We start from the raw sequence: 22,200 nt of genomic DNA on the forward strand, positions 1-22,200 counted from the left end.
ATTTGGCTATCCAAATGCAGCTTGTTAAGGGGCAAAGCCCCCTAAAACCCCCGGACGGACGGAACGGAGAGAAAAACAAAATGCGAAAGCGGTCAAATCAAATCATTATCCGTTTGGATAGTGAGGAACGTGCTTTGTTAAAAGAAAAAATTGCAGGATGTCACCTGTCAATGTCGGAGTATTTTCGCCGGATGCTCACCAGCTCCGAGGTGAAAACTATCCCGCTGGAAGTACTGCGGGATGTGCAGAAACAGGTGCGCGGCGTTGGCCGGAATGTAAACCAGATCGCCAAGCTGGCGCATATCTCCGGCAACGTGCCAAGGGAAGCGTTGGCGCAGCTCGCGGCAGAACAGGAAAAAATAGAAGAGCAGCTGGAGCGCCTGATGTAATGGCAGTGCTGAAGGTATACGCGATCCGTTCGCGTTTGGACGACCGAATTAAATATGCGCTCAATCCGCAGAAAACCTCCTGCATGGGATTCCCCAACCTCAACGGCCTGCCTGATACATTGACAGACGCTGTAAACTGCTTTTGCGATGACGCCTATGAGCAAATGACCCGCACAAAACAATATTTTGGGAAAGAAGATAACGTGCTGGGTTATCTTTTTATCCAGTCCTTCAAACCGGGAGAAGTAACGCCGCAGCAGGCGCATGAGATCGGGCTGCAATTCGCGGAGCGGTGCTTTGGCGAACGGTTTGAAGTAGTGATCGGGACGCATACGGATAAAGCCCATCTGCATAATCACATCATAGTCAATTCCGTGTCGTTTGTGGATGGCCGCAAGTACCGTTCCACGCCGCAGACGTTCTATGAACTGCGCGGCATATCGGACGAAATCTGCCGCGCGCATGAATTGTCCGTAATCGATGCGCCCCGCGTCAAAGCCGGGAAGCATTATGCGGAGTGGCGCGCGGAACAGGAGAACCGCCCCACAGTCCGTGGGATGATACGGGAGGACATTGATATTGTCATCGCGCAGGCGCATACGCTGAACGAATTTTGGGATATGCTGCGCGCACGCGGGTATGAGATCCGCATCAACGACCGGCGGAAATACATCACAGTCCGCCACCCGCAGGCGGCGCGGTTTATCCGCCTACGGTCGCTGGGGGAAGAATACATCCCCCGGCGCATTGCAGAGCGCATCGAGGCGCAGCGCGGCGTGGTAGACCGGAATATCCGGCAGCTCCGCACGCAGTGGCAGGACGGGCGGCAGCGGAAAAAATACCGCGTGCAGCCGCATACCCCCGCGCCCAGGAGCAGGAAAAAGCTGCGCGGTTTCCGGGCGCTGTACTGGCGGTACCTCTACATGCTGGGCAAAGTGAAAAAACGCAAAGCGCCGCGCTATGTACGCGGTGAGCTGATGGCGGAACTCAAAAAGCTGAACCGGTATGCCGCGCAGTACTATTTCCTGCGGGACAATAAACTGCAAACTGCAAAAGAGGTGTCCATGTATGCGGATGCACTGGCAAACGAAGTGGATATCCTGACAGACCGGCGCGCACGGCTGTATGCAGACCTGCGCAGGCCGGGGGCGGAGGAAAAGCAGATCCGCAGCATGGCCGGGCAGATCACAAATACGCTGCGCGACCTGAGAAAGCAGCAGCGTATTTGTACCGCAATACAGAATGCCGCCCCGGCAATGGAAGCAAAGCTGGCGGCAGCGTTAAAAGAAGAAAAAACAATCCACGCGAAAACGATGGGAGGAAAGCAATATGAATCCAGAAAGCGCGGCGGCGGACCAGATGCTCCGCATGGAACTCATGGTGACCGAATTCGCAGTGAAACTCGCAGCGAAGGGCGCGGTCAATCTCGCGGCACTGCTCGTGGCGGTGCTCCGCAACGAGAAACAGATTGCAGGGAAAAGTGATATTACCAAGCTGCTGCAGTCCGGCGCTGCTTTGACCACATTCCCCTTGCCTGCGGAAAAAATGAAAGCGTTTTCCGATCTGGCAAAAGAATATGGCGTAATGTTCTCCATTGTCCGGGACAAAGACCACCCGGAAACTGTGGACATTATTGTCCGGCAAGATGATGTACCAAATGTAAACCTGATTCGCGAGAAGATTGGTGCAGAAGTGAGTGTGAGTGAAAAAAACGCGGAAACCGGTCCGTCCGAAAGCGCATTGCCGACATCCGGCAGTGGGACGCAGCACGGACCGGAATCAACGATGACGCAGATGATGCAGGGGACGCCGGCTCAGGCCGCGCCCCGGACGAGTACAGCTGCTACAATTGACCGCGCGCAGGCGGAGCGGATGCTGTCCAGCCTTACCGGCATCCGCTCCGCGATGGAGCAGGGTGCAAACACGGAAGAATGCCGGGCGGTGCTCCGCGCGGTGCAGGACGAGCTTGCCCGGGCGCTCGGCATGCCGGAGCGCAGCGGGGACAAAACAGCGGACAGGCAGGCTGCGCCGCGCCGCGAAGGCAGGCAGTCTGTAAAAGAAAAAATCGCGGGGATCAGGGAGCGCGCCGCCCACGAACCGCAGCACTTAAAGCAGCCCGGCAAACACATTGCGAAGCCAAAACTGCCAAAGACACCGGACAGATAACAGTAGGAGATGATGAAAATGAAGTTCAGGATATTTTGCGCGTCCGCCGCCTTGCTGCTTGCCTGCGCATCGCCGGTGCAGGCGCTCGCGGCAGACGCCGCCCCCGCTGCACAGCCGGCAACGGTCGCTGCTGCCGAAAAAGGCATGGAAAAAACGGATGCAAAAACCGCCGAGGAAAAAACCACGGCGGAAATACAAACGGAGCCGGCTTACTATCCGGTAGACGTGCAGATGAGTTCGGACGGCCTTACCTGCAAGAAGATCTACGATGTGCCGAAAACCGTATCACCGGACCAGATCCCGCAGGAGGAATTTGACCGCGGCGGGATGCACTATGTGCTGGAGGATATCCTGCGCATTGAAATGCCGGATATAGACCGTAAGATGCACTCGGAAAACGTGACAGTATCCTCTACCTCGGATAACTCCAACGATGTTATAGCGCTGCTGCCCAAAAGCAAGACGGTGACAACGGAGGACGGGTACAGCGGCACGGCCTATCTGGATGTTTCCAGTATTTCCACAAAAGCGGCGGGGACGGAAAGCGTGTCCGAGCCGTTATCCGCAACACGGGAATATCCCAATATGCCGGAAATGGATATGACGGATATCCCCAAAACGATTGAGGACAACGGGCATACGCTGACATTCAGTGATATCGAATGGACGCCTGAAACCGAGGAAACAGACAATCTCGGTACAATGGAAACTACCTATACAGCAGTTGTGACCTATACCGGCACTGCTACCTCCAGCCGCACGACGGGCTATACTGTGACGGCCACCTATGCGGGCGAGGTATCGCACCGGAACAACGACTGTATGCGGTATATCGCGGTTTTCCGCGGCGAACCCATTGTGATTGAGCCGGAAGAGGATCTCACGCCGCCTGACCTGACCGGCATTCTGCCGCAGGGACAGGATACGCAGCCGATGGAGGAAGGCGCAGGAAGCGTGCCGGTCAGCTGGGTGCTGTGCGCCGTGTTTGGCGTATTGATGATCATTTTTGCGCTCCGTCCCCCTGCGTGCAGGCGCATGATGGCGCAGATGCAGGCCATGGCGGCGCAGGCGCGGGACAAAGCGCAGCAGACGATGAAGGAAACGGAGATGAAATTGCGTGAAAGGCAAAAACAGAAACGGACCGAAGAGGAAGAATTGCGGCAGGCACAGTACCTCTTTGGACCTTTGGAGAAGATCAAAGCCGCGATCCGCAGCCGCAGGCAGCGGAAAGCAGAGCAGGCTGCCATGCTTCTGGCTGCACCGCCGGAAGAGGAATGGGCTGATGCGGAGGAATGGGCGGGAGAGCCGGACGCCGCTGAACAGGCCGGACAAACCCAGCCGCCTTCGGAACCCGTGCAGGACGGGGATGCTGCACCCGCCGGTCCGCCGCGCGCTGTGCGGGATGATGGCGATGGCGATGATGAGTACCCCGGCCTGGGCGGCTAATCTTTCGTATACATACGATGCGCCATCCAGTGGCAACTTTGGCAAGCCGACATCAACCGAGCCAGTCACGGTGGTCGGTGATGATGAGGTCAATGTTAACATCAGCAAAGACAGCGCGTTTGTACCGCCCGCATTTGGATCGGCGTCTGCCGATGTGCTGGGAACAGGAGAGTTGCTGACGCCGGACATCTCCGGTGTGGAGCCGATGTTCCCGCACAGCACACAGGCCGGTTTTGCGCCGGGCGTGACGGAAAACGGCACAGTGGCAGGCGGCAGCGGCACGATCGTCATGCCGCCTGACGTTGAAGGCAACGCCGTGAGCAGCGAGCCGATTTACGACAATACCACAACCAGCGGTATGGGTGGCTATACGGGCGGCGGCGCGGATGCTGCCATTGGGTCGGGCTACACCCCAGTGGACGGTATGGCCTATGCAGACGGCAGTATCGGCACGCTGTCCATCCCTGCGCTCGGTGTGACAAAGAAAGTGTACGACGGCGAAACGGTAAGCAACCTGCGGCTGGGTGTGGCGCACTTTGAAGGCACCAGCGCATGGGATGGCAATGTTGGTTTTTGTAGCCACAACAGAGGTAGCTACGGTTATTTCGCTGGAATTTGGAACCTGTCTGCCGGTTCAAAAATCACCTATACGACCGTGTATGGCACCCGCACCTACGAGGTTTACAGCGTGCGCAAGATCTCCAAGTACGAGGTCGACGTCCTCAACCCCACGAATGAAAACATCCTGACGCTTGTCACCTGCGTACCCGATCAGGCGCAGACCTACCGCTGGTGCGTACAGGCGGCTGCGATGTGACCGTGCGGCCGTGACGGGCAAAACCGCATCGGATTTTCAAAGTTATCAACAACCTGTGATTTGTTCAATATATCTGATAAAACACGCAAAAACAATTGTTAAAGCATAAATTTTGTTTTGATTAAGTGTGCTTCCATTGACGGTTTCGCAAGCGTCTGCTATAATAAAAATATCAAAAGAGAGATAAAAGCCAGACCGGAATGGAGGGCATCAGATATGAAAAAGAACATTATTGCAGCGACGCTCAGCGCGGCTATGGTAGCCGGCTTAGTACCGTTTGCTGGTGCTGCCTATGCGGTAGCAGCTGTTCCCACCCGTGATAAGGGGCAAATAGTTTACGTCGATAACACCCGCGTCTATCCTACGGGCTACAATATAGCGGACAACAATTATTTCAAACTGCGCGATATTGGCAAGCTTGTAGGCTTTGGCGTGGATTACGATGAAGCTACGCAGACCGTTGAGATCAGCACGACGCGCACTGCACCCAGCACGGAGGGCATCACAGATACCTCGGTAAGCGGTGCGGTGGCCAAGGTCAGCAATCAGCGCATTGCGGTGGACGGCATTTATGTCAACATGAAAGCCTACCAGATCGACGGCAACAACTATGTGAAGCTGCGCGATATCGGCAAGCAGGTGGACTTTGGTGTGGGCTATGACAATGCGACGGCAAGCGTCCGCATCGATACGGATGCGCCGTACACCGAAAGCACAACGTCTGCCAACGGCAGCGCCATCACGAAGTGGAACAAAACCATGGCGGAGTTTAATCAGGCCATGATTAAATGCAACTGGGATAAGAGCAAATACCTCACGACCGCTAAGCAGTATGCGCCGGTCATCACGGGCAAAGCAGACGGCACGGTAGAGGATGTTATCGCTGCGCTGGATGCCATGAAAGGCGCGCCGGTGGACGCGGTTTCGTTCGAAGATGACCGCACGGTAAACCATTTCTGGGCAGATGAGCTGCGCAAGGCGCTGGGACAAGACATTAGCGGTGAAAACAGTGATACTGGTAACGAAACTAACATCTCCAGTGTAAGCGATGAAACCCTGCGTGCATGGGAAGATGAGATGCTGAACTTGGTCAATGAAGAACGAACAGTACGCGGACTGGAGTCTGTGGTTTTTAATGAAAAACTTCAAGAAATGGCACGAGTTCGTGCAGAAGAAATAACAGTAAGGTTTTCGCATGATCGTCCTTCAGGAACCCCATATGATTTATTAGACGAAGTTGGAATACCTGTGAAAAACTTCAAGACAGAAAATATCATTCAAGGTACAACATCTTCTACGCCAAGTTCACTTATGAACACCTTTATGCAATCACAGGGACATCGTGCATGGATTTTAAGCGACGAGGTTAATGCTATTGGAATTGCATTAACCCAAAATCAGTATGGACAAATATATGGTGTCCAAATCTTTGGTATGTTCTAAACATATAAAGTTTACGAGCGGTTAGTTGATCAACCTAATCGCTCTTTTCTTTTACCTGTAGAAAATGAATACTTTACAGAGAGCGCCGCCTTCCTTTCCCGAAGGCGGCTTTTTTATTCCAGACAAAAGGAGAGGAAAAATGCTAAAGAATATTTTCAAACGGACAACGGCGGGCGTTTTGTCCGCGCTCACATTGGCTGCAAGCGTGCCGCTTGCCGGTGCGGCAGACGGCATTATGCCGCTGGCAGAGGAGGACAACGAAGCGTCCAGCATTGAAATTAACGTGGGTGAGGTATATAACATTGCGGATAAGGGCGTGCAAAAGGCTTGGTTCCAGCAAAACGGCGCGCCGCGCAACGTCTGGCCTATGTTCACCAAAGCGTCAGACGGCACAGAGATCCGCGCATACTGCGCGGACCACAGCAAGGGCAACCCCGGCACATCGGGAATGCCGTACACGGTGACAAGCCGCGTATCGGATATGCATGTGTATGGCGTCGCGGCGCGCAGCGATGCGCGTATGACGCTCAATGAATTTATTTCCAGTGTAGGAAGCCCGCTTTCCAAAGAAAATTTTACAGAAGATATGTACTTCAGCGCCAGTCAGGCCGCGATCTGGTGTGCGCTGGGCGATGCGCAGATTGCTGCAAACAGCAGCTATGGCGTAAGCTATGGCAGCTCCACGTCGCTCGGTTATCGCACTGCCGGCAAGACGCTTAGCGCCAGTTCCACGTCGGAAGCGCTGACGTTGTTTGCCGCTATAAAAATGCTGGAGTATGGCAATGAGTTCTATAACACTTGGGGGCCAAGCGGCAAAGGCCATGCGCCGTGGGTAGGCGCTACCATCAATTACACGCCCGGCAACACCGAGTACACTCCCGCAGCGCAAAAGACCGGTACGATCGATGTAGGCGGCAGTATCGTATCCGGCGGCACCTTTGCGGAGAAGCAGATAGAGGGGCAGCAGTACATGGTACTGCCTATGGCGGCGGCAAGCGCAACCTTTGTGCGCGGCGAGGGCGAATATGGGCAGATTTTTGTCCGTGCAGACAATGTCCCGGACGGTGCTTTCCTCATGGACAGCGAGGGCAACAAGAGCTATGATGACGATGGTTCGCAGCGGCTTGCGCTGGCCCATGTGGACAAAAACAATGACCTGTACAAAAACGGCAACGGTATGGCTTATGGTGAAACCTTCCTGTTCTGTATCCCCAAGGCCACAGCGGAGCAGATGGATGAAGCCAGCACACCCTTGAAAACCCAATTCTTTGCCAGCATGAATGTAGACCGTTACAACGTATATGCAGCCAGCACAACCAGTTCGGGCGTACAGCCGGTTATCATGGTGGAGCCTGCTGTAAGGAAGATGAGTGTAAATGTCGGCTTCTCTACAAATGAGACGCCGGAAGATCTTACTCAGCTTAAAGTATTGAAGACTGATGAAAATGGTGCGCCGTTGGAGGGCTGCACATTCCAGATCAGTTACCAAAAAGACGGTACCCCTAAAACAGATGAGCAAACTACGGACGGCAACGGTGAAGCACTTTTTATTTACTTGCCCCTTAACACCGACGTCACCATCAAGGAAACCGCAGCGCCAGAGGGCTATACCCTGCTGCCGGATAAGGTTGTGAACACTGGCACGGGCGGCAAGACCGTTGAAGTCAAGCTGGCAAACTCGGATGACCACGTTTTCAAGATGCATAAGACCTCCAGCGCGGACGGGCGCAACCTGATGGGCGCGAAGTTCGAGGTCAAGGGCATAGACAACGACTTTGTCAACACTTATGTAACGGACGCGCTGGGCGAGTTCACGATCCAGGGCCGCGACCTGCCCACCGGTTCTTTTGAAGTATACGAGATCGCCGCACCGGAGGGGTATGCAATAGACGGCAGTGATATCCAGACCTTCAGCTGGGATAATACCCGTGATGTGACGCTTACTTTCAAGAATGCGCCGCTGCCCGGTATCCAGATCTACAAGTACGACAAGGACAGCAAGGAGCCGCTGGCGGGCGCGACCTTTGAGATCCGCCGCGACGGTCAGGTGCTGCAGACGGTCAAGACCGACGTCAACGGCTATGCCAAGGTCTACAATCTTCCCAAGGGCTTCTATCAGGTGGTCGAGGTAGAACCGCCGCAGGGCTACTTAAAGGACGAAGTAGAGCATGAGGTTTACATTGACCCGTCCGCAGACCCCACGCAGATCATCCGCGAAGTCAATGTACCGAACACGAAGAAGCTGTCCATCCGTATCATCAAGCAGGACAAGGACACCAGGATCCCCCTGCAGGGCTGGAAATTCGATGTGTACTACAACGACGCGAAACTTACCTCCGTCACCACGGATCAGGACGGCGAAGCGATGATCGAAAACCTGCAGCCCGGTACATACCGCGTTGTTGAGGTAGACGGTGATAAAGAACACTACAATCTGGATGCTCCGGAGCAGACTGTAGAGCTGATCAAAGATCAGGCCGAGATCCCGACCCTGATTTTCCAGAACACCATCAAGAAACACTTCGGTATCTACAAGATCGATGAGGAAACACGGGAGCCGATCCAAGGCGTCACCTTTGAGATCTGGAAGGACGGCAGGCTGCTGGGCAACTACACCACGGACGAGCATGGCCGCATCTGGCTGCCCTATGCAGAGCCGGGTACTTATCAGGCAAAGGAAGTCGTAACCGATCCGCGGTATGTCATCAACGAAAAGACATTTACGATTGAGAACAATTCGGAGTACCCCACGTTCTTCACTATCCCCAATACCCGCAAAAAGGATATTATCGTAAAGAAAATAGACCTTGACACCGGCAGACCAATGCAGGGCGTTGTATTTGAGGGCTTCAAGGACGGCAGGAGCATCGGTATGTTCACGACCGGACCGGACGGCACGTTCACCATTGACTATGCAGACCCCGGCACCTATAAATTTGTGGAACGACACACCCTTGCGGGTTATGAACTGAGTACACAGGTGCTGGAGGGCGAGCACACGACAGACCGCGATCTGGTGCTGACGCTGGATAACGTCGAGCAGAAATCTTTCATTGTGAAAAAGATCGACAGCGAAACGAAAGAGCCGCTGGCAGGCGTACAATTCAAAATCTGGCGGGATGGCGTACTGCTGGGCGATTACACGACCGATGAAAATGGCCGCATTGAGATCAAAAATGCGCCTGCGGGTACTTATAAGGTGCAGGAGATTGCCACCCTCAAGGAGTACATCCTGAACGATGAGGTGCTGGAGATCGAGCACACCACGGTCAAGGACACCGAGCTTACCGTGGAGAACACCAAAAAGCCCGGTCTGCTTATCAAAAAGATAGACAGCCAGACGAAGAAGCCGCTGCAGGGCGCTACCTTCAAAATCACCCGCGGGGACGGCTCGGTCGTGCGTGAGAGCGTCACGACCGATGCGGACGGTGTAATCCATCTGCCGGAGTTGGATACCGGCACATACATCATCACAGAGATCTCCGCGCCGGACGGCTATGCCATCGACGAGACGCCTAAGACCGTGGAAATCCGCGCGGGGCAGACCTATGAGGTGACCTTTACCAATACGAAAAAGGGCGGTTTCACCATTAAGAAGATAGACGAGGATACCCGCCAGCCGCTGAAAAACGCGGTATTCAAGATCACTAAGTCTAATGGCGAGTTCGTGAAGGAGGCCGAAAGCGACGCAAACGGCGTTATCACACTGGACGGCCTGCCGGAGGGCAGCTACATCGTAACCGAGGTAAAAGCCCCAACAGGCTATATCCTGCAGGATACGCCCAAAACCTTTGAGATCAAGGACGGCGGCAGCATGGAACTGGTATTCACCAATAAAAAGGCATACGGTTTGCAGATCCGCAAAATTGTAAAGGACACCGGTGAAGCCTTGCCGGGCGCGAAATTCCGTGTGGAAAAAGCCACGGGCGAATTGGTCGGCGAATATACGAGCAATTCCTCCGGTCTGGTCAACATTTCCGGTCTGGAGGACGGCGTGTATGTTGTGACCGAGATCAAAGCGCCGGACGGCTACCGGTTAGACAGCACATCCAAAAATGTTATTGTGAAAGCCGGGGAGCTGGCCACGGTTGAATTTGAGAATGCGAAGATGTCCAGTGTGCGCATTAAGAAAATTGATGCGGTGACGAAAAAAGGCATCCCCGACGTGCGGTTTATCATCAAAGACGCGCACAAGAACCTGATCGGCGAGTACACCACGGATGCAGACGGCTATATCGAACTGGAAAAGGAGCTGGAGGAAGGAAAATACTACGCCGAAGAGGTGCAGGCGGCTCCCGGTTACATCCGCGATGAGCAGGAACGCACATTCCGTGTGACCAAGGGCGAAACGACGGAAATCGTGTGGGAAAATACGCCGCAGCAAGGTCAGATTCAGATCACAAAGAAGTCCAAGGACGATAACCCGATCAACGGCCTGCCTGCCGGCACGCTCCTGCAGGGCGCGACCTTTGAAATCTATGATAAAGCAGGCAACGTCGTGGATACCATCGTAAGTAATGAACGCGGCGTCGCAGTATCGGGGCTGCTGCCGCTGGGGCGTTACACAATTCGTGAAACGAAAGCCCCCGTGTATTACGGGGCGTCCGGTGAAACCTTTGAAGCCGAGATCGAGTTCTCCGGCCAGATCGTGCGCCTTGAGGTATTGAACGAGAGCGTATACACCAATGTTTCTATTGCCAAGTCCGGCCCGAAACAGGTCGTACCCGGCCAGCCGATCCGGTGGACGGTATCGCACATCGCCAACAACTCCACCGTTCCGCTCCAGTCGTTCTACTGGCGCGATACGTTACCGTATCAGGCGGTGACGCTGGACAAGATCGTGACCGGCACATACAATGCGCGGCTGAGTTACAAGATCGTATACCGCACCAATTATAACCAGAACTACCGCACGCTCGCGGATAACCTGTCCACGGCGCAGAACCGCACCATTCAGGCCAATCCCACCGCGCTCGGCCTCAAGTCCGGCGAGGTTGTCACCGACTTTATGTTCGTGTTTGGTAATGTTCCCGCAGGCTTCCGCTGCGTAGAAACCCCGTATGTATACGGCAATGTGCGTTCGTCTGTCGCAGGCACAGCATTTGTCAATAAGGCAGATGTGGGCGGCTTGCATAACCAGCAGTGGATCATGTCCAACGATGCGTGGACAACGACCATTTACCGCGTAACAAAGCCGGTTCTGCCGCAGACGGGCTGGTAAACAACAATGGAGGTTGAGATATTATGAAAGCACGGCGAATTATCAGCGCGGCCATGGCCGCAATGCTGGCGCTCGGCTCCACCGCATTTGCGGCGGACGGGCAGCCCAAGACTGAGAGAATCGTCACCACACAGAACGGCACGGGTTACACCGTGTCGTCCGTGGGGCGGCATGTGATTGCAGTGGATGACAGCAGCCAGTCCTTTGCCTTTGCACCAACGGATGGATACGATCTGAGCCAGCTCATGATTACAGACGGTCAGTTTACAGATCGGGCCGACGTGGCCAGTCTGGATAAAGACCTGACCATGAACGGCACAACCTATCCCATCCGCTATGAATCCAAGATCGATGCACAGGGAACAAGCGTGATCCGCGCGACGGTTTCCATTCCTGCAGCACAGGATGACATTACCTTGTCTGCGGAAGCCGTCAGCTCGGAATACACGGTTACGGCCACATCACAGAGCGGCGCAGCCTTATCGTCTGGTTTGACCAAGCTGGGCAAGGGCGAAGCCTACACCATGACGGCCAAGCCGGACGGCAATCTGTATTGCATTACCAGAGCAGACCTGACGATTGGCCAAAACAAGACCAGCGTCGCGCTTTCCAAAGGCTGCGATGAGATCTCACAGGGATACCGCTTCACAATGGACGCTGAGGGTGTGCTGACTGTGTACTGCGGCGGCGTCACCAGCTCGGCTACAATCGAGCTGAAAACAGCCGAACGTGAGCCGGGCAGTGATGAAGTGCTGGTTACGGTTCACACCGGACGTGGAATCAGCAGCGAGGTGTCCAAGGATATTGTGAAAAAAGGGAGCAATTACACGGTGTCTTTTTCCGCAAACCGGGGCTATGCCATCGACGCGCTGACCCTTGAAGCGGATGGAAAGACAGCATACAGCACTCCGAATACCAACACGGTATTTATCGGCACAAACGCATACCGCGTATCCGGGAATGACAGCGGCTGCACGGTATACCTGACCGATCTGCAGAGCAACATCACCGTGAGCGCAGAGAGCGTCTATGACAGTGATAATCTGCTGGTGACAACCTCTGCGGGTACTGGGGTGAAGATCGACAAGAATTGCGGCAGCAGCGTAGAGGTTGGCACGGATGTAGATTTTGATATCTACGTCACGGATGAAGATAAATACGAGCTTGACCGTATCACACTGCAGATTGGCGATAGCAGCCAAACCGTAGATGCAGACGAGACTTCGATCCGTGTCAGCGGCGAAACATACCGTATGACCACCGATCAGGATGGCGTTACGCATCTGTATGTGACGGATATTGATAAGCCGGTGCGCGTATCTGCGACGGCAAGTCGTGTAAGTACCAGCCACAGTGTAACAATCCAAAAGTCGAACAATTTGACAATCAGCAAAAATACCGGCTCGACCGTATCTCATGGCAAGGATGTGAAATTTACAATCAAGCCGGATAGCGGTTATACGGTTGATACTGTGACGCTGAAAATCGGCTCCAAATCCGAAACGGCCTATGCGGGCGCATCTATCATCGCCGTTGATGGAACCAGTTATGACATGGAGCGCAGCAGCGACGGCACGGTGACTGTCTATGTAAACAATGTTCGTGCAAATGTTTCTATCTCGGCAGAAGCGGAAAAAATCGCAACCGGAAGTGGCTCGAATGGGAAAATCTATATTGATCGTTCTGTAAAATCTCCATTCTTCGTTGGGTACAATTCGCAATTCTATCCAGAGGATAATATGACACGCGCAGAAGCCGTGCAGATGCTTGTCCGTATGACAAATGCAGATCCGAACGCAAGTTATCCGATGGCTGGGTTCAGCGATGTGCAGTCAGATGCTTATTATGCAAATGCACTGGATGCCTTTGCGTATGGCGGCGTCGTTGACGTGGATACCTCGTACTTCCGGCCTTATGCGCCGATCACCCGTGCGGAGTTTGTGGAAATGATGTATCGGCTCGACACGACCGGCAGTTATACCGGCTCGACACGGTTTTACGACGTATCCTCTGTGATGCGTGAAGCGAGTGCCATTGCATACTGCGCAGATCGTGGATGGGTGAATGGATACCCGGATGGCAGCTTCCAGCCCAGTGCGTATATTACCCGCGCGGAAGCGGCAGCAGTAGTCAACCGGACGATGGGACGCACACTTTCGTCCAGTAATGTTTCCGGCGTCAATTATACGGATGTACCGCAGAGCCATTGGGCATACAATGACATACTCATCGCGTCCAGCTATCAGTGGTGAGTTCCTATGAGGCCAGACAAAAATAATATGCCAAGCGCCGCCCTCTGGGCGGCGCTTGCTATCCCTGTGATATGGTTCGGCCTGCTGTGCGGTGGTGCAGCTGCACCGGGCAGGACAGTTTCGGAATGGTTTGACACCGTATCCCTGTCCATGGAATATCCCCTGCACATTACGATAACGGAATACAGCGTCAAGGCAGTGCTGATCATCCTGCTGGTTTATGTGCTTTGTGTCATGCTGTTTATTGACAGCCAAGGTAAGCGCCGTCCGGGCGAAGAACATGGCTCGGCAAGATGGGGCAAGGCAAAACAGGTTTGCGCAAAGTACCGGTATCAGCCCAAATTCATGGAGCGGTTGAAAGCACGGATATCGAAGATCGCCGCTTTCTTCCGGTCGCTCCCTGTGCATTTGCATATAAAACGGCTGACGCCGGAGGAACAGGAAAAGATGCAGGCGGAAAAGGCACTGCGTCTGCCGTGCGATATGAATTTCCCCTTGACGCAGAATGTCTGCATCGGGCTGGATGTTTACCGCCATCAACGCAATTTGAACATCTGTGTAGTGGGCGGTTCGGGCGCGGGCAAGTCGCGTTCGCTCGCAAAGCCAGGACTGATGCAGGCAAACTGTTCTTACATCGTGTGCGACCCTGCGGGCGAACTGCTGCGGGACTGTGCGCCGCTGCTCTTGAAGCGCGGATATGACGTTAAGGTGTTCAACCTCTCAGACAGGCGGCGCTCGGATTGTTATAACCCGTTTGATTATATCCATTCCGATGCGGACGTGATCCGGCTCGTGACGCTGCTGGTGCGGAACACAACGCCGAAAAACGCAAACAGCAGCGACCCCTTCTGGGAGAAGGCGGAGACTGCGCTTGTTACGGCGCTGATCCTGTACCTGTATCATGAGGGCGCGGAGGAAGATAAAAACTTCGGTACGGTCATGTACCTGCTCAACAATGCGGAAGCTGTGGAAAACGGGCCGAAAAGCCCCACAGACCAGCTGTTCCTGCAGCTGGAAGCAGAAAAAGGTGACAGTCATATTGCGGTGCAGTACTATAAATCGTTCCTTACCAGCCCGGAAAAGACGCGCGATACGATCCGGCAGATGGCAACGTCCCGCCTGGCATATTTCCTGCTGGACGAAATGCAGGACATTACGGGTACAGACGAAATGGATTTCGCATCCCTTGGCGAACGCAAGCGCGCGATCTTTGTTATCACGCCGGTCAACGACAAGTCCTTTAATTATCTGGTGAGCATGATGTATATGCAGGCGTTCCAAGAGTTGTACGACTGTGCAGAGCGGAAACACCACGGCACGCTGCCTGTCCATGTGCGTTTTCTCATGGATGAATATGCGAATGTGCCGCTGCCGGAGGATTTTGAGCAGACGCTTTCCACCTGCCGGAAATACAACATTTCCTGCACGATCATCCTGCAAAACATCGCGCAGCTCAAGGGGATGTATAAGGACACATGGGAGAACATCACAGGCAACTGTGACACGTTCCTTTATTTGGGCGGCAACGAACAGGTGACCCACAAGTATGTCTCGGAGCTGCTGGGCAAGGCCACCATCGACACGCGGACAAGTGGACAGACCAGGGGCAGCCATGGCTCTTACACGCGAAATTTTCAACAGACGGGCCGCGAACTGCTGACGCCGGATGAGGTGCGGGAACTGGACAACAAGTTTGCACTGCTGTTTATCCGCGGCGAACATCCCGTGTGCGATCTGAAATACGACCTGCTGCGCCACCCCGCGCTGGCGCTCACCGCGGACGGCAAGGCGGAGCCGTATACGCCGCCGCTGCGTCACCCGATCCGTCCATCTGCACGGGCAGAGGAATGGAAAGCAATGAAGGAAATGATAGACGGCATCGAATTTGAATATTTTTCTATCTGAAACAAAGGAGAAAACTGTTATGAAAAACCGTATGAAGAAACTAACCATGCTCCTCACAAACAAAAAGGCATATGAGCGTACGCGCAGCCTGTACCGAAAAGGGGTTTTGGCTGCGTCTGTTGCCTGTTTCGCCGTAGTCCCCGCGTTCGCCGCCGATCCGCTGAGCGCGATCACGCAGCTTTCGGATTTCATCTTTGCCCTCATCAAGGCGGTTGGCCTGATGGTATCCGGCTGGGGCGTGCTGCAGGTCGGTATGTCGATCCAGTCGCACGACCCGTCCCAGCGCACACAGGGTATCCTGTGTCTGGTAGGCGGGCTGCTGATCATGTTCGCAAAGGACATCCTGGACCTTATCACCGGCGGCTGACAGCAGGAATGGAGTTGAAGAAAAACTATGTGGGCGTTAGATGTACTGGAGGGCGCGCTGGGAACATGGAACAGCTACATGGCACAAATCTGGGATATTGTCACGCAGTCGCCCAAAGAATTTATGGGCGGCGCGATATGGCCTGCTATCGAGCAGATTTTTTCTGTGCTGCAGGGCATCGGATATGGCCTGCTCATCCTGTTCTTTGCGATGTCCTTCTTTAAGCAGTCCACCTCGTTCCGGGAGCTCCGGCACCCGGAACAGGTGTTCCGCCTGTTCCTGCGCTTTGTCCTCGCGCAGGCGGCAATCACCTATGGGCTGGAAATTATCAATTTTATATTCGAGGTCACCGGCGGGATCACTTCTTCCATAGCAACAAGCCTTGGCAGCCTGCATGAAGTAGCCGCTACGCTGCCGGATGAAATACGGACGGCGGCGGAAGACGCCAACATCATCCAGAGTGTGATTTCAGGGGTCGTAGGGCTGGTTTTTACCGGCATTGTTATCTGCCTGTCCATGATGATGCTGACAAAGGTATACGGGCGGTTTTTCCGCGTATACCTGTATGTCGCGCTGGCGCCCTTGCCGCTTTCCGCGTTTGGCGGCGAACTGACCAGCCGGCACGGGCGCACCTTTATCCAGAGCTTTATCGGTGTTTGCCTGGAAGCTGCTGTTGTTGTGCTGGCGTGTATCGTGTATTCCGCTTTTATATCAAGCAACGAACTGCCATCGGTCGATTTTGGTGAGGGCAGCATCGGTATGATGGTGGGTTACATGGCCGGCGTGATATTCCAGATGCTGATTTTGCTGGGTATTGTCAGCACGGCGGACCGTGTTGTGAAAGATATGCTGGCATTGTAAAGAAAAGAAAAGGAGGTTGAAACGGCATGGAATGCCCGGTTAATAAAGAAATACGGAACTACCGCGAGGGCGTGTTCATGGGGCTGAGCATGCGCCAGACGATATGGGGCTTTGTAGCTTTGGTGGTTGCAGGCGCAGCGAATTTTGGGCTGCGCCCATTCATTGGCAAGGAAACGGCAAGCGTGCTGTGCATACTGCTCGCCGCGCTGCCGGCAGCAGTTGGCTTTATGAGTTATCATGGGCTGAATTTTGAACAAATTGCGCGGGCGTGGCTCCGTACCATGTTTAGACATAACGGCTGGTATGTATACCGCGCAGTGTGCCTCTATGACACACTGCACTGCGCCGCTATTAAGGAGCGCCAGCGCGCAACGAAAACGAGGAAAAAACATATGGGAAAGGGGCAGAAAAGCAATGCTCAAAAGAAAAAAACAGTCTAAAGCGCAGCCGCCTGTCCGGCCGGTGCGCCTGCCGCGCAGCGTGCAGCAGATCGTACCGGTGCAGCGCGTTTATCCGGACGCAGTCTGGCAGGTAGGCGCAACCGAATACAGCAAGACATGGTCTTTTACGGATATCAACTATGCGGTGGCAAGCCCGGAGGATCAGACCTCTATTTTGGATTCCTGGGGGCGCGTCCTCAACGGCCTTGCTGCGGACAGCCGGCTGAAGATCACACTGGCAAACAGGCTGTTTAACAAGGACAGCCTGAGCGGCTCGGTTTTCTACAAAAAGAAGGACGATGGGCTGGACAGGTACCGGGGCGAGATGAACCGTGTATTGATGGATAAGGCGAAGGGCAGCAACGGCATTGTGCAGGAGAAATTCCTGACGCTGACCGCAAACCGCAAAAACGAGAACGAAGCGCGGATGTTTTTCAGCCGCGCCGGGAAAAGCCTGTCGTTTGGGATGCAGCGGCTTTCCTCTACGGTAAAGCCGCTGAACAACACGGAACGGTTCCGCGTGCTGCATGACTTTTTCCGTCCGGACCATCGTATGAAAAACGCCGACGTCGCGGCTATGATGCGCAGCGGCAAGCATTTTGCAGATGTGTTCTGCCCGCTGGCAATGCGCTACCATGCAGATTATATCGAACTGGACCGAGGCTTCGCCCGTGTGCTGTTCATTGAAGAGTATGCGTCCATGCTGCCCGATAAAATGGTGCATGACCTGATGGAGCTGCCGCGCCAGATGATGCTCTCCATTGACATCACGCCGGTACACCCGCAGGAAGCGGTAAAGATGCTCAACCGGCTGGATATGCGCGTGGAATCCGATATCACCCGCTGGCAGCAGCGCCAGAACAACAATAATAACTTTTCCGCCGAAATCCCCTATGAGTACAAGCAGATGCGCGAAGTGGTAGAGAATTATAAGGATGAAACCACGCAGAACGACCAGCGGATCATGATGACTACAACGACGGTCGTGCATATGGCGGATACGCTGGAGCAGCTGAACGCGGATACCGAGACGCTGAAAACAACGGCAAGCGGATATGGCTGCGAGCTGGCGGCGCTGAAATGGCAGCAGGATATCGGGCTGGACACGGTGCTGCCGTATGGGCTGCGCCGCGTGGTACAGCAGCGCACGCTGCTTACCAAATCCGCGAGCATTTTGACGCCGTTTTCCGCGCAGGAAATCCAGCAGACAGGCGGTATCTGCTATGGCAACAACGCGGTATCCGGCAATATGATTCTGGCAAACCGCGCGCTGCTCAAAAACGGCAACTGCATCCGTCTGGGCGTGCCGGGCGCAGGAAAGTCCATGAGCGCAAAGTGGGAGATAGGCCAAGTCCTCCTGTCTACGAACGATGATGTGCTCATCCTTGACCCCGAAAATGAGTTTACGCCCATGGTGGGCGCGTTCGGCGGAACGATGATCGACGTATCCGGCTCGTCCGCAGTGCGGATCAATGCAATGGACATGGAAAAAGGCTATGCGGATAATGATAAAAACCCGCTGGCGGATAAGTCCGAATTTATCATGTCCCTGTTCGAACAGATCATGGGGGACGACGTCAATGCCAGACACCGGTCTATCATAGACCGGTGCATCAAGGATTTGTATGCAGGCTATATTGCCGGAGGCTATCACGGGAAGTCCCCGACCTTAACCGATTTGTACAATATGCTGCGGGAGCAGGACGAGGACGAAGCAAGGGAGCTGGCGCTTTCCGCAGAACTGTTTATCACCGGTTCGCTCGGCATTTTTTCTCAGGAAACGAATGTAGACCAGCACAACCGCCTGACCTCGTACAACATCCTCGATCTGGGCGAGCAGCTCATGCCGCTGGGCATGCTGGTCATTCTGGAATCCGTCTACAACCGCGTGCTGCAGAACTGGCGGGCCGGAAAGCGGACATGGGTATTTGTGGACGAGTTTTCAATCTTTTTCCGATATCCGTTTGCAACCAGTTACTTCCTGCGTATGTGGAAACGGCTGCGCAAGCGCAACGCCTATATGACAGGCATCACGCAGAATGTGGGCGAAATGCTGCGGAGCAAGGATGCGCGATGGCTGTTCGCCAACAGTGAATTTATTATCATGCTGTCCCAGTCCGCGTCCGACCGCGCCGATCTGGCGGAACTGTTGCACATTTCCGACGCCCAGCTTTCTTATGTGGAAAACGCGGACCCCGGCTGCGGGCTGATGAAGTTCGGCAGCGCATTCATCCCTTTCCAGAACGATATCCCGAAGCACACCGAGTTATACCGCCTGATGACCACCAAGGCTGGCGAATGGGAGTGATATCCCTATGGCTACATACAGATACAAAACGCCGGAGGACAGGAAAAAGTTGTCGTATGGCGCTGCGCGGGCGCAGTGCGGAAAAGCGGTAAGCGGCGCGGCCAGCACGCAGTACGGCAGCAGGACGCGGCAGGGCGCGGAGCAGCAGGTATACGCGGCGAAAAGCGCGCCGCCGCAGGCAAAGCACAAAAAGCGGACCATGAAAGCATACATGGTTCGCATAGCTGTGCGGAAAATGCAGGAGCGCAGGGATGGGAAACGCCGTGCGGAACAGGATGGCCAGCGTGCGGATGCTGCGGCGGTAAACAGGGCGTCTGACCGGATGGCGGACAGCGCAAAACGCGTGGCAGGCGTCACCACGCGCACCACTGCAAAATACGGCGGCATTGCAGCGAAAAAGGTTTACGGCGCGGCGCGGGACAAGGCGCGGCAATACGCGGTAAAAAAGTCCGTCCGGCGTGTGGCGCGCCGTTACCGCGGCGCGGATGGGAAAGCACGGTACGCATTCCGCTATGCCGCGGAACAGAAAAATCGTGCGGTACGCAGCGTCCGGTTAAAAAAAGGGCAGCGGTACCGGCTTGCCCGCGGGCGTTTGCTGGCGCTGCGCCGGCAGGGAATCCAGAAGGGCCGGCGCAGCGCGGCGGCGGTATACGGTACGGCGCGCGACCGCGCGGCAAAAAACGCAGTGTCTACCGTATATGGCAAAGCGGCAAAGGGCGCGGAAAGCGTTTATGGCGGTACGGTAAGGCAGGGCGCGCTGATGCGCCGTGCGCACGCGCAGAAGGCGGCGGATATGGCATACCAAAGCAGCGCTGCCGCACAGCGCAGCCGGACGGCTGCGCACGGCTTGAAAAAATACCAGCTGCGCGCACGGAAAGCCGGCGTCCGCAAATTGAAGCTGCGTCTTGGGGAAAAAGGCGGTGCTGGCGGGGCGGCGAAAAAGGGCGTGCGCAAGATCGTCACGGAGCTGATGCATAAGGCTGCCGCTGCGGCAAAGAGCAAAATTTTGTTGGCCGGTGTGGCGGTGGTTCTGGTGGTAAGCCTTGTTGCCGCGCCGCTTACCATTATTGCATCGCCGCTTGGGCTATTGTTTGCGGACGAGAATATTGGTGTGGACGGGCAGAGCGTCCAGCAGGCGTACATGGCGGCGCAGACGGCATGGACGTCCGCAGCGTTGGCAGGTGAAAGCTATGACCGCGTGGAATATGAAGGTACTTATGCAGACAGCGTGGAAGTATTAGCTGTGTTTGCGGTAAAGGTGACAGAGCAGGACGGCTTCGACGCGATGACGATGGGACCCGACCAGCGTGAGATTTTAGCTGGGGTGTATATGGATATGAACCCGTATACAAAATGGTACACGAAAACAGAGGACGGGGACAGAATCCTGCATATACGGGTGGACGGTTTATCCGCCGACCAGGCGGCGGACAAGTACCATTTCACGAAATCCCAGCGCGTGATGCTGCACGAACTGCTGGAGGATTACCGCGATGAACTGGTCCAGCTGCTGGGCAGTGCGACCGGCGGCAAGGGCTTTTCCACTGCGGTACTGGCGCTCCGGGAACTGGTGGAAAAATACGCCGCAATGTACGGCATATCCCACTATGTGGACACGCTGCTTGCGATCATTGAGGTAGAAAGCGGCGGGCGGCTGGAAGATGTAATGCAGTCCTCCGAATCTATGGGTCTGCCGCCGAACTCGCTCAGCAAGGAAGCGTCTATCAATCAGGGCTGCAAATATTTCTCCCAGCTGGTGCGCAAGGCGAAAAATCTCGGCTGCGATGAGGATTCCGTGATTCAGGCGTATAACTACGGCAGCGGGTTCCTTGATTTTGTTGCATCGCACGGGAAGAAATACAGCTTCGAACTGGCGGAGGAATTTTCGCGGCAGCATTCCGGCGGCGTGAAGGTGACGTACAAGAACGAGATATCCATCCCGAAAAACGGCGGCTGGCGCTATAACTACGGCAATATGTTTTATGTCCTGTTGGTGCGGCAGTACCATGCCGCGCTGGGCAGCGATGTACAGAACCGCATTGTGCTGATCGCGCAGAACTACCAGAATTACGGCATCACGGCCCCTGCCGGGTATTGCGAAATGTGGGCGGAGCAGGTATACCGTGCTGCAGGCGTGCAGGTGGCCAACTGGTGCTGTGCCGGACGAAACAGGGTAACGAACGTTGTAAGCACGGATAGCTCCAATATCCCAGTGGGTGCGATGGTTTATAACGACCCTGCGGTATATAATTCGCGCACTACATGCGGCTGCGGGCTGAATGCCGGCCATGTCGGCGTCTACCTTGGCAACGGGCAGATCATGTCCAACATAGGCGGCAGCGCGATAGATACGCTGGAATCCTGGACCAGCTACTACGGCTTCGGCGGCTGGGGCTGGGGCGGCGCTGCGGTTAACTGATAATTATACGAAGCTATAAAATGTGTTCCAATGGAACATGTATACCCCAAGAGGAAAACCGGCCTGAACGTAGTGCGTTCAGGCCGGTTTCTTTATTTTTTTGTTTATCATTAAAAGTTGTAGTTGCCAACAGAAATATTCACATTGCCCCAGCCTTCATGTAAGG

At 54.8% G+C, this 22,200-nt stretch carries 14 protein-coding genes; all 14 read left to right on the forward strand.

Going from position 1 to position 22,200, the window contains the following annotated elements; translation table 11 throughout:
- Positions 1–80 precede the first annotated feature (80 nt).
- The 14 genes from DBQ51_RS16620 (at position 81) to DBQ51_RS17690 (ending at position 22,034) form a co-directional block, all read left to right on the forward strand.
- A complete protein-coding gene (locus DBQ51_RS16620) occupies positions 81–389 on the forward strand; it encodes a plasmid mobilization protein (protein WP_390124405.1) in 309 nt (102 codons plus the stop codon).
- Positions 389–1,873 carry a relaxase/mobilization nuclease domain-containing protein gene (locus DBQ51_RS11820; RefSeq protein ID WP_054327206.1) on the forward strand — a complete coding sequence of 495 codons (1,485 nt, stop codon included), beginning with the start codon at positions 389–391 and terminating at the stop codon, positions 1,871–1,873. The genes DBQ51_RS16620 and DBQ51_RS11820 overlap by 1 nt, the downstream gene beginning before the upstream one ends.
- Positions 1,767–2,555 (forward strand): PcfB family protein, encoded by a 789-nt coding sequence (locus tag DBQ51_RS17220; protein WP_242977978.1) that lies wholly within the window; start codon positions 1,767–1,769, stop codon positions 2,553–2,555. The genes DBQ51_RS11820 and DBQ51_RS17220 overlap by 107 nt, the downstream gene beginning before the upstream one ends.
- Before the next feature lie 18 nt (positions 2,556–2,573).
- Complete coding sequence (locus tag DBQ51_RS11830; protein ID WP_107631655.1) at positions 2,574–4,001, forward strand: hypothetical protein; 1,428 nt, start codon at positions 2,574–2,576, stop codon at positions 3,999–4,001.
- Positions 3,922–4,818, forward strand: coding sequence for a class D sortase (locus tag DBQ51_RS11835; protein ID WP_242977921.1), 897 nt, complete (start codon positions 3,922–3,924; stop codon positions 4,816–4,818). The genes DBQ51_RS11830 and DBQ51_RS11835 overlap by 80 nt, the downstream gene beginning before the upstream one ends.
- Positions 4,819–5,034: 216 nt before the next feature.
- Positions 5,035–6,261 carry a CAP domain-containing protein gene (locus DBQ51_RS11840; protein WP_054327209.1) on the forward strand — a complete coding sequence of 409 codons (1,227 nt, stop codon included), beginning with the start codon at positions 5,035–5,037 and terminating at the stop codon, positions 6,259–6,261.
- Positions 6,262–6,400: 139 nt separating this feature from the next.
- Positions 6,401–11,482 carry a SpaA isopeptide-forming pilin-related protein gene (locus DBQ51_RS11845; protein ID WP_054327210.1) on the forward strand — a complete coding sequence of 1,694 codons (5,082 nt, stop codon included), beginning with the start codon at positions 6,401–6,403 and terminating at the stop codon, positions 11,480–11,482.
- Positions 11,483–11,505: 23 nt separating this feature from the next.
- Entirely contained in the window at positions 11,506–13,734 is a 2,229-nt protein-coding gene (locus DBQ51_RS11850) for an S-layer homology domain-containing protein (RefSeq protein WP_107631656.1), read from the forward strand.
- A gap of 6 nt (positions 13,735–13,740) precedes the next feature.
- Entirely contained in the window at positions 13,741–15,639 is a 1,899-nt protein-coding gene (locus DBQ51_RS11855; protein ID WP_107631657.1) for a VirD4-like conjugal transfer protein, CD1115 family, read from the forward strand.
- Between the two features lie 19 nt (positions 15,640–15,658).
- Positions 15,659–16,006 (forward strand): formate hydrogenlyase, encoded by a 348-nt coding sequence (locus DBQ51_RS11860; RefSeq protein ID WP_242977923.1) that lies wholly within the window; start codon positions 15,659–15,661, stop codon positions 16,004–16,006.
- Positions 16,007–16,033: 27 nt separating this feature from the next.
- On the forward strand, positions 16,034–16,867 hold the full coding sequence (locus DBQ51_RS11865) for a hypothetical protein (RefSeq protein ID WP_054327214.1): 834 nt from the start codon (positions 16,034–16,036) through the stop codon (positions 16,865–16,867).
- A gap of 26 nt (positions 16,868–16,893) precedes the next feature.
- Positions 16,894–17,307: a PrgI family protein gene (locus DBQ51_RS11870; RefSeq protein WP_054327215.1), complete on the forward strand. Its 414-nt coding sequence runs from the start codon at positions 16,894–16,896 to the stop codon at positions 17,305–17,307.
- A complete protein-coding gene (locus DBQ51_RS11875; protein WP_107631658.1) occupies positions 17,282–19,615 on the forward strand; it encodes a VirB4-like conjugal transfer ATPase, CD1110 family in 2,334 nt (777 codons plus the stop codon). Before DBQ51_RS11870 ends, DBQ51_RS11875 begins: the two co-directional genes overlap by 26 nt.
- Positions 19,616–19,622: 7 nt before the next feature.
- Positions 19,623–22,034 (forward strand): lysozyme family protein, encoded by a 2,412-nt coding sequence (locus DBQ51_RS17690; protein ID WP_452039158.1) that lies wholly within the window; start codon positions 19,623–19,625, stop codon positions 22,032–22,034.
- Positions 22,035–22,200 lie beyond the last annotated feature (166 nt).

Origin of the sequence: Agathobaculum massiliense (assembly GCF_900291975.1) — a bacterium.
Taxonomy (GTDB): Bacteria; Bacillota; Clostridia; order Oscillospirales; family Butyricicoccaceae; genus Agathobaculum; species Agathobaculum ammoniilyticum.

Excerpts from the sequence above, each read along its gene's own strand:
- DBQ51_RS16620 (WP_390124405.1), top strand. The coding sequence starts at position 81 with ATGCGAAAGCGGTCAAATCAAATCATTATCCGTTTGGATAGTGAGGAA.
- DBQ51_RS11820 (WP_054327206.1), top strand. The coding sequence starts at position 389 with ATGGCAGTGCTGAAGGTATACGCGATCCGTTCGCGTTTGGACGACCGA.
- DBQ51_RS17220 (WP_242977978.1), top strand. The coding sequence starts at position 1,767 with ATGGTGACCGAATTCGCAGTGAAACTCGCAGCGAAGGGCGCGGTCAAT.
- DBQ51_RS11830 (WP_107631655.1), top strand. The coding sequence starts at position 2,574 with ATGAAGTTCAGGATATTTTGCGCGTCCGCCGCCTTGCTGCTTGCCTGC.
- DBQ51_RS11835 (WP_242977921.1), top strand. The coding sequence starts at position 3,922 with ATGCTGCACCCGCCGGTCCGCCGCGCGCTGTGCGGGATGATGGCGATG.
- DBQ51_RS11840 (WP_054327209.1), top strand. The coding sequence starts at position 5,035 with ATGAAAAAGAACATTATTGCAGCGACGCTCAGCGCGGCTATGGTAGCC.
- DBQ51_RS11845 (WP_054327210.1), top strand. The coding sequence starts at position 6,401 with ATGCTAAAGAATATTTTCAAACGGACAACGGCGGGCGTTTTGTCCGCG.
- DBQ51_RS11850 (WP_107631656.1), top strand. The coding sequence starts at position 11,506 with ATGAAAGCACGGCGAATTATCAGCGCGGCCATGGCCGCAATGCTGGCG.
- DBQ51_RS11855 (WP_107631657.1), top strand. The coding sequence starts at position 13,741 with ATGAGGCCAGACAAAAATAATATGCCAAGCGCCGCCCTCTGGGCGGCG.
- DBQ51_RS11860 (WP_242977923.1), top strand. The coding sequence starts at position 15,659 with ATGAAAAACCGTATGAAGAAACTAACCATGCTCCTCACAAACAAAAAG.
- DBQ51_RS11865 (WP_054327214.1), top strand. The coding sequence starts at position 16,034 with ATGTGGGCGTTAGATGTACTGGAGGGCGCGCTGGGAACATGGAACAGC.
- DBQ51_RS11870 (WP_054327215.1), top strand. The coding sequence starts at position 16,894 with ATGGAATGCCCGGTTAATAAAGAAATACGGAACTACCGCGAGGGCGTG.
- DBQ51_RS11875 (WP_107631658.1), top strand. The coding sequence starts at position 17,282 with ATGCTCAAAAGAAAAAAACAGTCTAAAGCGCAGCCGCCTGTCCGGCCG.
- DBQ51_RS17690 (WP_452039158.1), top strand. The coding sequence starts at position 19,623 with ATGGCTACATACAGATACAAAACGCCGGAGGACAGGAAAAAGTTGTCG.